General features: G+C 38.2%; 13 protein-coding genes. 10 read left to right on the plus strand and 3 right to left on the minus strand.

The annotated features are described in order from the left end of the window. Positions 1 to 3 precede the first annotated feature (3 nt). On the minus strand, positions 4 to 1,257 hold the full coding sequence (locus WAE64_RS15840; RefSeq protein WP_340238091.1) for an autotransporter outer membrane beta-barrel domain-containing protein: 1,254 nt from the start codon (positions 1,255 to 1,257) through the stop codon (positions 4 to 6). A 347-nt stretch (positions 1,258 to 1,604) separates the two neighbouring features. Here WAE64_RS15840 and WAE64_RS15845 point away from each other — a divergent pair, with 347 nt between their 5' ends. The 5 genes from WAE64_RS15845 to WAE64_RS15865 all read left to right on the plus strand — a co-directional run bounded on the left by WAE64_RS15845 (position 1,605) and on the right by WAE64_RS15865 (position 5,069). Next, positions 1,605 to 2,210 (plus strand): RNA polymerase sigma factor, encoded by a 606-nt coding sequence (locus tag WAE64_RS15845; protein ID WP_340238093.1) that lies wholly within the window; start codon positions 1,605 to 1,607, stop codon positions 2,208 to 2,210. Next, positions 2,179 to 2,415 carry a hypothetical protein gene (locus tag WAE64_RS15850; RefSeq protein WP_340238095.1) on the plus strand — a complete coding sequence of 79 codons (237 nt, stop codon included), beginning with the start codon at positions 2,179 to 2,181 and terminating at the stop codon, positions 2,413 to 2,415. The genes WAE64_RS15845 and WAE64_RS15850 overlap by 32 nt, the downstream gene beginning before the upstream one ends. Before the next feature lie 117 nt (positions 2,416 to 2,532). Continuing rightward, entirely contained in the window at positions 2,533 to 3,558 is a 1,026-nt protein-coding gene (gene aroB, locus WAE64_RS15855; RefSeq protein WP_340238096.1) for a 3-dehydroquinate synthase, read from the plus strand. Positions 3,559 to 3,780: 222 nt separating this feature from the next. Next, a complete protein-coding gene (locus tag WAE64_RS15860) occupies positions 3,781 to 4,341 on the plus strand; it encodes a DUF4136 domain-containing protein (protein ID WP_340238100.1) in 561 nt (186 codons plus the stop codon). A 371-nt stretch (positions 4,342 to 4,712) separates the two neighbouring features. Beyond that, positions 4,713 to 5,069, plus strand: a complete 357-nt coding sequence (locus WAE64_RS15865) for an arsenate reductase (RefSeq protein WP_340238102.1) — start codon at positions 4,713 to 4,715, stop codon at positions 5,067 to 5,069. A gap of 4 nt (positions 5,070 to 5,073) precedes the next feature. On the opposite strand, the gene WAE64_RS15870 is transcribed toward WAE64_RS15865, so the two are convergent. Beyond that, positions 5,074 to 6,537 carry an aminotransferase-like domain-containing protein gene (locus WAE64_RS15870; RefSeq protein WP_340238104.1) on the minus strand — a complete coding sequence of 488 codons (1,464 nt, stop codon included), beginning with the start codon at positions 6,535 to 6,537 and terminating at the stop codon, positions 5,074 to 5,076. Positions 6,538 to 6,637: 100 nt separating this feature from the next. On the opposite strand from WAE64_RS15870, the gene WAE64_RS15875 reads away from it, so the two are divergent. Beyond that, positions 6,638 to 7,303 (plus strand): pyridoxamine 5'-phosphate oxidase family protein, encoded by a 666-nt coding sequence (locus WAE64_RS15875; protein ID WP_340238107.1) that lies wholly within the window; start codon positions 6,638 to 6,640, stop codon positions 7,301 to 7,303. Positions 7,304 to 7,307: 4 nt separating this feature from the next. Beyond that, the gene (locus WAE64_RS15880; RefSeq protein ID WP_340238109.1) at positions 7,308 to 7,943 is read left to right on the plus strand and encodes a LysE family translocator; all 636 of its coding nucleotides are present in this window, start codon (positions 7,308 to 7,310) and stop codon (positions 7,941 to 7,943) included. 3 nt (positions 7,944 to 7,946) lie between these two features. Here the strand turns inward: WAE64_RS15880 and WAE64_RS15885 are convergent, their stop codons facing one another. After that, positions 7,947 to 9,299, minus strand: a complete 1,353-nt coding sequence (locus WAE64_RS15885) for a sigma-54-dependent transcriptional regulator (protein ID WP_340238112.1) — start codon at positions 9,297 to 9,299, stop codon at positions 7,947 to 7,949. A 370-nt stretch (positions 9,300 to 9,669) separates the two neighbouring features. On the opposite strand from WAE64_RS15885, the gene WAE64_RS15890 reads away from it, so the two are divergent. From WAE64_RS15890 to WAE64_RS15900, 3 genes are all read left to right on the plus strand, one after another. Then, positions 9,670 to 10,920 carry an efflux RND transporter periplasmic adaptor subunit gene (locus WAE64_RS15890; RefSeq protein WP_340238115.1) on the plus strand — a complete coding sequence of 417 codons (1,251 nt, stop codon included), beginning with the start codon at positions 9,670 to 9,672 and terminating at the stop codon, positions 10,918 to 10,920. A 179-nt stretch (positions 10,921 to 11,099) separates the two neighbouring features. Then, positions 11,100 to 11,777, plus strand: coding sequence for an ABC transporter ATP-binding protein (locus WAE64_RS15895; RefSeq protein ID WP_130018924.1), 678 nt, complete (start codon positions 11,100 to 11,102; stop codon positions 11,775 to 11,777). A gap of 154 nt (positions 11,778 to 11,931) precedes the next feature. Beyond that, positions 11,932 to 14,355, plus strand: coding sequence for an ABC transporter permease (locus WAE64_RS15900; RefSeq protein WP_340238118.1), 2,424 nt, complete (start codon positions 11,932 to 11,934; stop codon positions 14,353 to 14,355). The last annotated feature ends 92 nt before the right edge of the window (positions 14,356 to 14,447 follow it).

Consider the following 14,447-nt stretch of genomic DNA (forward strand, 5'->3'; position numbering starts at 1 on the left):
CTTTTAATTCTTGAAATATCTCGGATAACGCATAAAGCGTAGGCCAACTGTAAAGTCTAATCTGCTTAAATCTACGGCATTAACGAGTTTTACAGGGCCTTTACCATCGCTGAAATCCATAGAACTGATTTTACCATAATTATAGCCTGCCTCCAGGCTCAGAATAATATCTCGGCCTGTAATATCATTACCCAATAAGAAATCTATTCCCAGCGTTGCAGCTCCACCCCAGTTCCAGCCTTTATACGGAATCGTAATGCCTTTATAAGAGCCTTTGTCGTTGTAGAAATAGGCTCCAGGCGCCAGACCCAGAATAACCATAGTCTTAAAATCAATACTTTTACGGAAATAAGCCACAGGGCCTACAAATTTGGTTGAGCGCTTATTACTCAGGCTACCCGAAGCATTTACCAACTCACCGTTTTCTATATATTGAAAATTGATATTATCGGCACTGTTTTTACTCTGAAAATTATTGAACATAATCCCGAATCCGAAGTTATCGGTAGGGAAGTACGCAAAGTCGGCGCCCCATGTCCAGCCTCGTAAAAGCTTTTCTTGATAAAGTCCAAATTGGTCTTCTGTATTAAGTTTTGTGAGCATATTCCCAAAGCCACCTCTTACCCCAACCCTGAATTTAAGATAATCGTCATATTCGCTTTTGGTTTTGGGTTCAGCCATTGGGGCAGTCGTTTTATCTTCCTTAGCCACTGCCTCTTTCTGTGGCTTCTGCTGTTTTGCCTCTACTTTCTCACTCGATTTTGGATTGGCTGTATTTTCATTTTTGTTAGTTGCTGTCTTATCGGTTTGTTGGGTTTTAGTAGTATTATTGCTAGTAGTTGGCTCTTTGCTAGTATTTGGTTTAGAAACAATCTTATTGCCTTTAGTGATGATATCGTCAGGATAAAAATCGTATTTAAAATCGGTTACCAGATTCTTAAAGATTTCATTCCGTAAAACCTTTCCGTTAGGTGCTATATAAGCATAAACAAACCTCGTGGCGGTTTCGTCCAAAATGCGGCATCGAATCTTTTCTCCGGCTTGGGTTGTTATCTGGTCTCTTTGTCCGAATGACTCACTGGTTGAAAAGAATAGAACTAAGAAAAGTACAAATACTGCTTTGCTTAGAAAGTGGATTTTCCCAGCCCCTAACAGAAAAGCCTTTGCATATACGAAAAAGCCGTTTCGTATAGCTTTTTTATCTAATTTCAGAAATTCAGGAAACTTTAGGGAAAAGTTGTTAGTCAATCGTAACATTTTTTGTTAATACTTTTTGATAGATATACTACCTATTTACAAAAACTATACCGAAAAAACACAATGTGATATTATGCATGCATAAGATGTTGATTTTCAGTTATTTATTTAGGTTAAACTAAGCAAAATTAAATACTGCAAGCTAGCCTTATATTTGGTATATAACGATAAAGTCGAAATATCATTTGGTTTATTAACAAATTATTAACTAAAATTTTGTAGTAAACACTTGACAAGAATCATTTTAATTAGCTATCTTTAAACATTCAAAAAAAAACTTCTGAAATTTAAAACCAAAATATACAATATGATATAAAGCTCTACGTTAACTAAATTGAAATACAGAAATGGGAAAAATCCAAGTTAGCGATAGTGAACTAGTATCATTGTATATCCGCGGTAATGAAAAGGCTTTTGCCACACTTGTACAACGTTATAAGTCTAAAGTCTATACTACCATTTATCTTGTTGTAAAAGACCAATATGTAGCAGAAGATTTGCTGCAAGATACTTTTATAAAAGCTGTAGAAGTATTACGTGAAGGTAAATACAACGAAGAAGGTAAATTTCTTCCATGGGTATTAAGAATAGCTCACAATTTGGCAATTGACTATTTCCGTAGAGAGAAACGCTACCCTAGCGTAGTGTTTGAAGACGGAAGCAGCGTGTTTAATACACTTGAGTTTGCAGAAGATTCTATTGAGTCGATGCAAATTAAAAGAGAGTCTCACGAGCACTTAAGAGATTTAATTAAACGTCTTCCTGACCAGCAGCGCGAAGTACTGGTAATGCGTCATTATGACGACATGAGTTTTCAGGAAATCGCAGACGCTACTGGTGTAAGCATCAACACAGCGTTAGGCAGAATGCGTTATGCTCTCATTAACCTTAGAAAAATGATGAGTAAAACAGCATATGCTTATGATACAAACCTTTACCAATACGCAAGATGATGTAATTCGCTATTTGTATAACGAAACATCGAATCAAGAGAACCAACTCATTGAAGAAGCCTTACTTCATGATTATGATTTACTTGACTTCTACCTCGATTGTGCAGATATCAAAACAGGATTAGACAAAGTTCAACTCTCGCCTTCTGACAGAGCGATCGATAAAATATTAGACTTTTCAAGAAATTACCAGCCCAAAAATTAATTTTTTGGGCTTTTTGTTTTGTATCATTTCAGGTTTAACCCTAAAATGACACAAAAGCAAATTGGTAAATCTTTAAATCATTCATTACCTTTGGTTTTTTAACAAATCAAAGGTAAGATGTCTGTTATTATTTCTCCTATCACCGAAAGTTTGCAGAATTTTTTGGGTCAGAAAGACTATTCCCAAATTATTGTTCTGACAGATACCAATATAAAAAAATACTGCTACCCTTTCATCAAAGATGCTTTACCTAAGCATACGCTCATTACTGTAAAAAGTGGCGAAGAATATAAAAATCTTAACACTTGTGAGCAAATTTGGTCGGCCATGACTACTTCTGAGCTAGACCGCCATGCATTGATGATTGACTTGGGTGGTGGAGTAATTGGCGATATGGGCGGTTTTTGTGCTTCAACTTACAAACGTGGAATCGACTTTATTCAAATCCCGACTACATTATTAGCTCAGGTTGATGCCAGCGTAGGCGGAAAACTAGGCATCGATTTTCAGGGCTTCAAAAATCATTTAGGCGTTTTTACTTTGCCTAAAGCAGTGTTGATTGACCCTACGTTTTTAGCAACGCTTTCAGAAAGAGAAAAACGTTCGGGTTTTGCCGAGATTATTAAACACTGTTTGATACAGGACGGGGAGAAATGGGATGAAATAAGAAGAAAAGATTTAGCGCAACAAGACTTACCTGATTTGATTGCACACTCGGTTGAAATCAAGAAAAAAGTAGTGGAACAAGACCCCACCGAGAAGGGATTAAGAAAGATTTTGAACTTCGGACATACCCTCGGGCACGCCATTGAAACCTATTTTTTAGATAAAGGCAAAAAAAAGTTGCTTCATGGCGAAGCAATTGCAACCGGAATGCTCTGTGAGTCGTATATATCTTTTGAAAGAAAACTTATAAACGAACAAACATTAGCACAGATTGAAGAGTTTATATTTTCAGTATATGGGAAAGTACCGATGAAAGCCGACGACTTTGAGGCAATTATTAAACTTACCCAACAAGACAAAAAGAATAAAGGTAAAGAAATACGTTTTTCGCTAATTAATGGTGCAGGTAGTTGTTTATACGATATTGCAGTATCAAAAGGAGAAATGAAAAGAGCTTTGGAATATTATGTGAATTGACGGTAAAAGGTTTTGGAGAATACTGCACAAGCTATAGATAGGTAAGCTGAAAATGTATATTCATTGTACAGAAACAAGTAAAAATCAATCAATAGACTTATCTTGACTTTTTATAAAACAGTTACTATATTTGAATAGACGTCGGTCGTGCAATGTAGGTAAGATTGTTTGTAAATGAGTTTAGAATAAGCTGTATTTAACCAAAAATAATCTGTATGCCGTATGAAAAAATTGTATCTATTCTCTGCTCTTATTGTTTTAGGCTTTGCCTTTTCAAGTTGTAATTCCCTTAAATTGTTGGTAGATAACGATTACAGTTATGAAACCGACTTTACGAAGTACAAAACCTACAATTTTTTGAATTGTGAAATTGATACTTCATTTGTTTGTACCGAAATTCAGGACGCTATTCGCCGACAAATGAGAGCACGCGGATATAAAGTAACTGAAAAAGAACCGGGTTTACTGGTAAGTTACAGTATCATTCGTGACCGTGTAGATTATAAAGGGTATTTTCAGCCTGCTTTAGACCGCTGGGTGAATCATTTCGATGAAGATGATACCTATAAAACACAAAACTTTCATTTTGGTGGTGGAATGATTCTGGTTTCGTTGCTTGATGCCGAAAGTAGCCGACTCATCTGGCGTGGATACGCTTCTGGTGTTTTCAACAAAAAAGTGAATAAACCTATTAATTATTACCGAAGTGTAGTACGAAATATTTTCGACCAATATCCGCTTTTTGCGGCAGGGGAGAAACCACGTAAGATAAACGAGCTTTAACACTTTGCTATGAGCGTGTAATATTTCTATCTGATAAAAGTTTGTGTGAAAAATGATTTTTGAGATTTAACCATTTCGGTAATTAGCATTGGGCTGCAAATGTGGCAGGCCGAAGCATCATAAAATCAAAGAAAATTTGTAAAAAATTATATCCTGTTCATGAAATGAGGAGTGTAACCCATTCCTCGTTTTTATATTTGAACCTTTTTAAACTTTTTATTTGCAGCCGAAAATTGGCTATTTTTTGATTAGATAAAGGGAAAAATTAAGTGCGTAGTAGAACTACGGACGAAGTTTTTCTCTGAAATATAATCAAATAAATAGTAATTTGCAGGCCAAATAAATAAGTTTAAACAGGTTCTCTATTCAAGATGCTTACAGTTTACGGAATACCCAACTGCGATACAGTAAAAAAAACATTAGTTTGGCTCAAAGATAATGGCATTGCCTATCATTTTCATGATTACAAAAAAGAAGGTATCAGCGCCGAAAAACTAGAAGAATGGCTCACTCAAGTACCTTGGGAAAAACTCCTCAACAAAGCCAGCACTACATTTAAAGAACTATCTCCTGAAGCAAAAAGCGCAATTGTAGATAAGCAATCGGCTATGCAATTAATGCTCGAAAAAAACTCAGCCATTAAACGCCCTGTGGTAGAAGATGGTAAAGTATTGGCGGTAGGTTTTAAACCCGACCAGTACAAAGCCATATTTTTTTCTGAATCGTAAAAAACTAGCCTATAGCGTTTTTTAGAATCCTTACGGCATCTTCTGTTTCTTTCTGATTCATGGTGGCAAAGCCCATTCGGCAAGCATTCAGCGTTGCTTGTTCTATTTTATAATTTTGCCCATTGGCTAAATATAAGCCTTGCTTTGCCACTTTTTCAGATAGTGCTAGTAGAGGAATGTGCTCATCAAATTTTGCCCAGATAGCCATGCCACCATTCGGTATTTTGAAATCTATTTTATCGCCTAGTTCATCTTTTAATAGTTGGCAGGTAAAATCACGTCTTTCTTTATAGACTTTCAAGGCTTTGTTCGAATAGCGTTTCAAATCACCATTTACGAGCATATCAGCCAGACAGTTCTCCATGATCGGGTCGTTTTGTCGGTCAATTATGCGGCGTACCCTTGTCATTTCTTCAATAATAGCTTCGTTGGCCGCTATATAACCTACCCTGAAAGTAGGTGCAATCTGCTTACTAAATGAGCCTACATATATCACCCAGCCGTATCTATCTGCACTTGCAAGAGGCAAAATAGGCGCATTGGTATAATGATAGTCGTAGTCGTAGTCGTCTTCAACAATAAAGAATTGGTATTTTTCTGCTAGTGCCAATAGTTTTAATCGTCTTTCGGGTTGTAACGTAACAGTAGTAGGGTGGTAGTGGTGCGATGTTACATAAATCATTTTTACTTTTTTGCGCTGGCAAATCTCCTCAATGGCATCTACCTGCAAGCCATCATCATCTACCGGAATCGTAACTAACTCAGCCCCCAGATATTTAAACGTAAGATTGGCGGCTCTGTAACTCAATTCGCCAACAATGGCTACATCGCCTCTTTGCAGAATCGTAACACCGGCCAGATAAATACCCATCTGGCTGCCTCGGGTTGTAATAATGTTTTCGGCAGTAGCCTGTATGCCTCGGGTTTCGTTGATATGTTTGGCAAAAAGTGTACGAAACCTGATATTACCCTGTGGCTCGGTATAACTGATACTAAGTGAGTCGGCATAGCGAACATAATGTGCATAAAGCCTTGCCCATTCTTCTCGTGGAGCTAAGCGTACATCGGGTAATCCATCATTAAAAGCCAGGCGCTGCTCAATATTAGGTGGCTGTGCTATGAAATTATTCTGATTTAATCGGCTTCGTAGAATCGTATTAATAGTTGATTTAGGTATAGCTTCTGCCAATCTTGCAGGGTTGGGAGTAGGCAGCTTTTGCGCAACAAAAGTTCCTTTTTGCGGGAGCGTCTCAACCCAATTCTGTGACAATAGTTCATCATAAGCAGCAATCACAGTTTTGCGGTGTACACCTAAAAGTTCGGCTAATTGCCTGCTGCCAGGCAATCGGGTATTTGTCTGTAAAACTCCGGCCTGTATATTTTTAATAATGGCGTTTGAAATCTGCACATAAACCGGAACAGAAGAAGATTTATCGAAAGAAATAAGGCTCTTAAACGGGATTTTCATCTGGACTACTTGATGATGTAAAAATGGATGAATATGATAATCCAGTGAAAATATACTTTTGTAGCATTATTAGCTATTTATCTTTTATACTTTTTCAATTATGTATCCGGTTACACCTAATACCAAAATCAGCAGAAGTGCCAAAAGAGGTGCTTATGATGAAGCAACCATCAACGAAATTTTAGACGAGGGTCTATTATGCCATATTGCTTATGTGCAAGATGGCCAGCCAATGATGATACCTACGGGCTATTGCCGTATTGGTAACAAAATTTATATCCACGGTTCAGTGGGTAGCCATTTTATGCGCAATCTGGCAGACGGACGAAAGGTTTGCCTCACGGTTTCGTTTCTTGATGGCTTGGTATTGGCACGTTCGGCTTTTAGCCATTCGGTTAACTATCGCTCTGTTGTGATTTTCAGCCCTGCTACTGTAGTAACCGATGAGCAAGAACGTTGGGCTGCACTAGAAGCTTTTACAAACCATGTTATTCCGGGGCGTTGGGCAGAGGTCAGAGAACCTAGCGCCAAAGAAATGAAAGCCACTATGGTTATTTCTTTTGTGATAGAAGAAGCATCTGCAAAAGTAAGAACAGGAGGGCCAAACGATGATGAAGAAGACTATCAAGTACCAGTCTGGGCCGGAGTTTTACCTTTAAAATTACAAGCGCAAACACCTATAACCGACCCTAAAATGTTATTTGAAATGCCAGTGCCTAGTTATGTATTGAACTATGATAAGGCTGCTAAACCAAAACAAGACTAAAATAATGATACCTGTTAAAGAACTTCTGGTGTTTGCTTTGGCGGCCTTTGGTTTGGTTATTACACCCGGCCCAAATATGATTTACCTCGTTTCTCGTGTTGTTACACAAGGGCGTTGGGCTGGGTTTATTTCATTGCTTGGGGTAGTGGCAGGCTTTCTGATTCATATTATGCTGGTTTCTTTTGGCCTAACGGCTGTATTGTTGACAATTCCGTATGCTTACCTATTGCTCAAGTCAATGGGTGTTTGTTATCTTTTATATCTTGCTTTGCAAGCCATTTTACCTAACAGCTCAGGGCTTTTTGAACTAAAACAAGGTTTGGCAAATGATACACCCCGTAAATTATTTAGTATGGGTTTTCTGACAAGTATGCTTAATCCCAAAATTGCGGTTTTCTATTTATCATTTTTTCCACAATTCATTAATGTGGCATACGGTTCAATACTTAGTCAAAGCCTAGAGTTAGGCTTTACTCAGGTATTTATTAGTTTTTCGGTAAATTTTCTTATTATTCTAAGTGCTTCAAGAATGACTAGCTGGTTTGCAAGAAACCCTTTCTGGATAAAAATACAAAAATGGTTTATGGCGAGTGTTTTGGCGGGACTAGCAATAAAAATGGCCTTCGAGAAGGCCAAATAATTATCAGATACCATATTTTTCTACGCGTCGGTAAAGTGCTTGGCGAGTAAGGCCCATTTCTCTGGCTGCTTCGGTAATATTACCGTTGAATTTCTTCAAGGTCTTAATAATGAGCATTTTTTCCATTTCTTCCAATTGGAATGTCTGGTCGAAAGATGGAACTGAATCCGGCTGGTTTTCGAATGGTTGTCCTTCAAAGAAATCTTCCGGTTGAAGCACATTTCCCTGGCACAAAATTACGGCACGTTCAATAGCATGTTGTAGCTCACGCACATTACCCGCCCAATGGTAGCGTTGCAATTGCTTGATAAGTGCCGCACTGATTGAGCTCACAGGGCGACCATATTTTTTGCGGTATATTTTAAGAAAGTGCTCAGCTATAGGCACAATGTCTTCAATACGCTCACGCAATGGCGGAAGTTTGATTTCGATGGTATTGATACGATACAATAAATCTTGTCGGAAAGTGCGCTGTGCAATACGTGCATGAATAGGCTCATTGGTAGCACAAATCAGGCGTACATCGATATTTTTGGCTTTGCTTGAGCCTACCTTTGTTACACTTCTGTTTTGCAACACAGTAAGCAATTTAGCTTGCAGCGGCAAAGGAATATTCCCGATTTCGTCTAAGAAAATAGTACCTTCGTTGGCTTCTTCAAAGCGGCCTATGCGGTCTTCACGGGCATCAGTAAAAGCACCTTTTACATGGCCAAAAAGCTCACTTTCAAATAAGGTTTCAGAAATAGACCCCAAATCGGCATGTACAAAAGGCTTGTCTGCTCTATCTGATTTCTCATGTATTGCTCTTGCTATCAGGTCTTTCCCTGTTCCGTTTTCGCCCAATATCAGAATATTAGCATCAGTGGCAGCTACTCTGTCTATGGTCTCAAATATTTTTTGCATAGCGGGGCTTTTGCCAATTATCTCAACCTTGCTTTCGGTTTTACGTTTTATAGTTGGCGTTTTACCAGTTCGCATCTCTCGTATCTCTAGCGCCGACTGCATGGTTGCCAATAGTTTTTCGTTCTCCCAGGGTTTCAGCACAAAGTCAGAAGCGCCAACTTTAATGGCACGTACAGCCATTTCAACGTCTCCGTAGGCTGTAAATAATACTACCGATGCTTGTGGGTCAATATCTAAAATGCGGTCGAGCCATTCAAAACCTTCTTTGCCCGTATTTACGTCACGTGTGAAATTCATATCAAGTAATATCACATCGTAATTGCCATTAGAAACTAAAAACGGAATCCGCTCAGGATTTTTTTCAATATCAACTTGACCAAAATGTCTTTTCAAAAATAACTTAGCTGCACTTAATACATCTACATCATCATCGATAATCAAAAGTTTCGACATAATTCAGGTTCAGATTTAGTAAAATCTTTATTAAAGGTGTTTTTTACGCATTTTACGACAAAAATTATTCCGTTCAAAGCGTAAATTTCTGAAAGCGAAGATAAGTAATTGATAATAAATAGCTTAATTTTTTTTTGATAAAATCCCTATCTTTAGGTATTCGTCCGTGAGCGTACAAGGATTGTCCGAAAACGGACAAATTTAAAATGTATTTATTTTATAAATTGTTGATATTCAGTTGTTTAAAATATTTGGCACACATTGTGAATTATAATTGAACAGATTTAAATCTTATTTTAGACAGTAAATTAACAATCAGTAACAGAGACAATTTGCCTAAACGCATTTGTATTAGAAATTTAAAATTACAATGGACAAGCAGATAAAAAAGAAATTCTGGAGTAGACAGCGAATCTTATTAACCATCGGTGGCGTATTATTTGCATCATTTGCGGCTTACAGCTTGCTTTTTGCAGACAGACGCTCAACGCTGAATGCTGAAAAAGATAAAATGACTATTTCGCAGGTAACTAATGGCAATTTTGATGAATTTATCGTAGTTACAGGAGTTGTGTTACCTTTAAGAATTATTCGCTTAGATGCCATCGTAGGAGGATACGTTAAAGAGAAAGTTGTAGATGGCGGAAATATGGTGAAGCAAGGAGAGGTAATACTAAAATTAGAAAATCAGAACTTAAAGCTTAATTTCTTACAGTCAGAAACAGAAGCAAGCCGATTGGTAAACGACCTACAAAACACACGCCAACGCTTGAAAGTAGAGAAATTTACTATTCGCAAGAATATGTCTGACCTTGACTTTTTGACAGATCAGGCTAAAGACTTATACGAGCGTAATAAAAAATTGTATACTGATAAAGTGATTCCGGAGGCTGATTACCTAAAGGCAAAACGTGATTACGAAAAACTGGTAAGCCAGAAAGAAATTGACGTAGAGTCGCAAAAGTATCAGGAAGAAAATGCCGCTATGCAGATAAAACAACTGGAAGGTACTTTGGAGCGCACACAGAAAAACGTACAATTGTGGCGCGAAACGCTTGAAAACCTTGTTGTAAAAGCTCCGGTTTCAGGTTTGTTGTCATCAATTGATGTAGAGGTAGGTTCTAATATCAGCCAAGGACAAAACATTGGCCAGATTGATGACCTGAACGGTTTCAAGATGCGTGTTGATATTGATGAACACTATATCTCAAGAATTTTTGCAGGCTTAGGCGGTTCGTTTGAATTTAACGGGAAAGATTATCCGCTAGAAATTACCAAAATTTATCCTGAAGTTCGTAATGGCCGTTTTCAGGTTGATATGATTTTTAGCAAAGGCGTACCAGAGGGTATCAAAAGAGGTCAATCATCACCTATCCGTTTAGAATTAGGTAAAGCTACAAAAGCAGTACTTTTACCGGTAGGTGGCTTCTTCTCTGACACTGGTGGAAACTGGGTGTATGTGGTAGATAAAAATGGTGGTAAGGCCGTGAAACGCAAAATTACGTTGGGTCGTAAAAATCCAGAATACTTTGAGGTACTTGAAGGCTTAGAAGTAGGAGACCAGGTGATTACTTCGTCTTACGAAAACTTTGGCGACAACGAAGTATTACAATTGAAATAAATTGAAGGAATGGAGAAAAGAATAGGTTTTACAGCGTCTTTTCTCCATTAGCTTTTAAACATTGTATAGTTATAAAATTTTAAAAATATTACCTGATTACGGAGCCAGAAAGGTAAATATAAATAAAATAGGTTCTCCTTTCTATATGTTCCGTTTTTGCAAACCTACAAACAAAAATTATGATAAAAGTATCTAATCTTCAAAAAGTGTTCACTACCGAAGAGGTAGAAACTACCGCCCTAAATGGTATTGATATGAATATCAAAGATGGTGAATTTGTAGCCATTATGGGTCCGTCAGGTTGTGGTAAATCAACCTTGCTCAATATCATGGGCTTGCTAGATAATCCCTCTGAAGGAAGCTACGATTTCTACGGTGTTGAAGTAGCCAAACTAAGTGAGAGAGAACGCGCCGCACATCGCAAAGGTAATATCGGTTTCATTTTCCAAAGCTTTAATTTGATTGACGAATTGACCGTATTTGAAAACGTAGAGCTTCCTCTTTTATACTTAAAAACACCTGCTACCGAGCGCAAAAAGAAGGTAGAAGAAGTATTAGAGCGTATGAATATCATGCACCGCCGCAATCACTTCCCACAACAGCTATCAGGTGGTCAGCAGCAACGTGTGGCAATTGCCCGTGCGGTAGTAGCAAAACCAAAGTTGATTCTTGCCGATGAGCCTACTGGTAACCTAGACTCAACCAATGGCGAAGAAGTAATGAAATTGCTTCAGGAACTAAACAACGAAGGTACTACCATTATCATGGTTACCCACTCACCTTATGATGCGGGTTTCTCACACCGAATCATCAACCTTTTTGATGGTAAGGTAGTAACAGAGAACTTCCACGTGTAGTTGAAAGATATTTCCCGGCTATCTGTCGGGGAGAAGATGAGTTATTAATGTTTATTGCTGTAAAATGGGCTTATTATGGTGTAAATCATAGTAAGCTTCGTTTGCTATTGGCATACTGTCTTGCTGCTTCGTCAATTTTAATTATGAAAAAACTATGTTAAAAAATTATTTCAAAATCGCCCTTCGTAATCTCTGGAAGAATAAATCATATACTTCTATCAACATCATAGGGCTCTCGGTTGCATTCGGGTGCGCTATTTTGTTGTTTCTGACGGCTTATTTTGAATTTACTTACGACGATTTTCAGGCAAACAAAGACCGGATTTACAGAGCTTATTTCAAGATAAGCCGTCCTGAGAAAATCGATTATCAAGCCAACCTTTCTACACCTTTTACCCCGGCATTGGTTGCCGACTTCAAAACCGATATTAAACATGCAACACGTATTGTAAATGGTGGTGTGCAGATTATACAAGGCGAAAAGACTATTGACGAAGATGTGCGCTATGTAGATGCCGATTTTCTGAAAATGTTTTCTTTTAAAATGTTGAAAGGAAACGCTGACGTGGCATTAAAAGATTTGCGTAGTGTGGTGCTAAACGAAGAGGTAGCTCAGAAAATATTTGATAAGACCGACCCACTAGGCAAAACTATTAACCTGAATTTTGGTGGCCGCATTGAAAGTTTTGTGGTAACAGGAGTAATGGAAAAAGCCCCTAAAAACTCATCAATAGATAACCAGATGTTGATGCGTTTTGAGAATAACCCTGAATACCAGCAGACTAAAGACAGGTGGGATTCTGATTACCACGATGTTTATGTACAACTGGCTGACAAAGTTGACCAGTTGGCTTTTGAAAAACAGCTTAAAACATTTACCGAAAAATATTATAAAGCCAACATAGCGCAACTAAAGAAAGATGGTGCAAAACCTGACGAAAGAGGCGAAGTAAAAAGCCTGCGCCTCTTGCCTTTGCCCGATATGCATTTTAATAAGCAAGTAGGCGGTGGCCGCTCTATTGATATTTCGTATCCTTATATATTATTGGGTATTAGTTGTTTAGTACTCTTGATAGCCTGTATTAATTTCATCAATCTATCTATTGCCCGCTCAATGACACGTGCCAAAGAAGTAGGCATGAGAAAAGCTTTAGGTGCACTAAAATCACAGATTGTAGGTCAGTTTTGGGGCGAGGCTTTCATTATATGTATCATAGCGTTTGGCATTGGCTGTGTGCTTGCTATTACCTTGATGCCACAATACAATACGATGTTCAGAAGCAGCCTTACTTTCGATAACCTGCTTAATCCTATTGTGGGAATTTTGCTATTAACCAGTTTTCTGTTGATTACACTCATAGCCGGGGGGTATCCTGCTTTAGCAGTAGCTAAGTTCAATACTATCGAAGTACTGAAAGGTAAAGTAAAGGTAAGCTCAAGGTCTGGTGGTATCAGAAGCACGCTGATTGTTGCACAATTTAGCATTGCCATTTTATTGATTAGCTGCACACTTATTATCTGGAAACAGATTAACTTTTTAAGAGACCAGCCGCTTGGTTTTAATCAAACACAGGTGCTAAGTATTCCGGTAGGGAACGAGGTACAAGGGGACAAGGTGCTTGATTTTATGCGTAACAAACTGGCTAACGAGTCGCAGATTGTGAGCATTACCGGCGCAGATATTAATATTGGCAGAGGTAAAGATGGCTCAGGATATAAGTCGGTTTACAGTTTTGAGATGGAAGGCAAAACCTACCGCACTAATGGCCTGAACATAGATTATGATTACGTAAAAACGCTGGGTCTTACTTTGGTAGCCGGAAGAGATTTTTCTCGTGAGTTCCCGTCAGATAAAAGCCGTGCTTGCGTAATTAACGAAACAATGGCAAAACAACTAGGCTATAAAGACCCTATCGGTAAAAACATAGCTTTAGGCGATAGCATCGGTAAAACAATTGTGGGTGTAGTAAAAGACTATCATTTCGAATCCTTGAAAAACAAAATCGAGGCAATGACTTTTCTTTTGCAAGGCGAATTTGGTATCAGCTATATTTTCGTAAAACTTACTCCCGAAACGCCTAAGACAACTATTGCTACTATCGAAAAAGCCTATAAAGAAATAGCACCGAAGTCTGAATTTATGCCTTCGTTTCTTGATGAAAATACAAATAATCAATATAAGAAAGAAGAGCGCATGTCGCAGATTGTGATGAGTGCGGCAGTGCTTACCATTATGCTTTCATGTATGGGGCTGTTTGCCATTGCTCTAATGATGATGGCTCAACGTACCAAAGAGATTGGTATCCGCAAAGTATTAGGGGCAAGTGTGCCTAGTCTGGTAGCTTTACTTTCGAGAGAATTTGTAGTATTAGTCTTAATAGCAATTCTGATTGCCTCTCCATTAGCCTATTACCTGATGGATAAATGGATTCAGGATTTTGCATACCGTACCGATATAAGCTGGTGGGTATTTGGTCTGGCAGGCGTAGCAGCTTTATTGATAGCATTGTTTACAGTAAGTTATCAGTCTATAAGAGCAGCTTTGATGAATCCGGTGAAATCACTAAAAAGCGAATAACACCCCCAGCCGCAGCGGCGGACCGTCTCTAAAGGGGTGTTGCTTACGCCAGATAGCACAAATGGATAAGCATTAAATAAGGGAGGTGAGAT

The sequence above is a fragment of the Emticicia soli genome (assembly GCF_037860775.1).
GTDB lineage: Bacteria > Bacteroidota > Bacteroidia > Cytophagales > Spirosomataceae > Emticicia > Emticicia soli.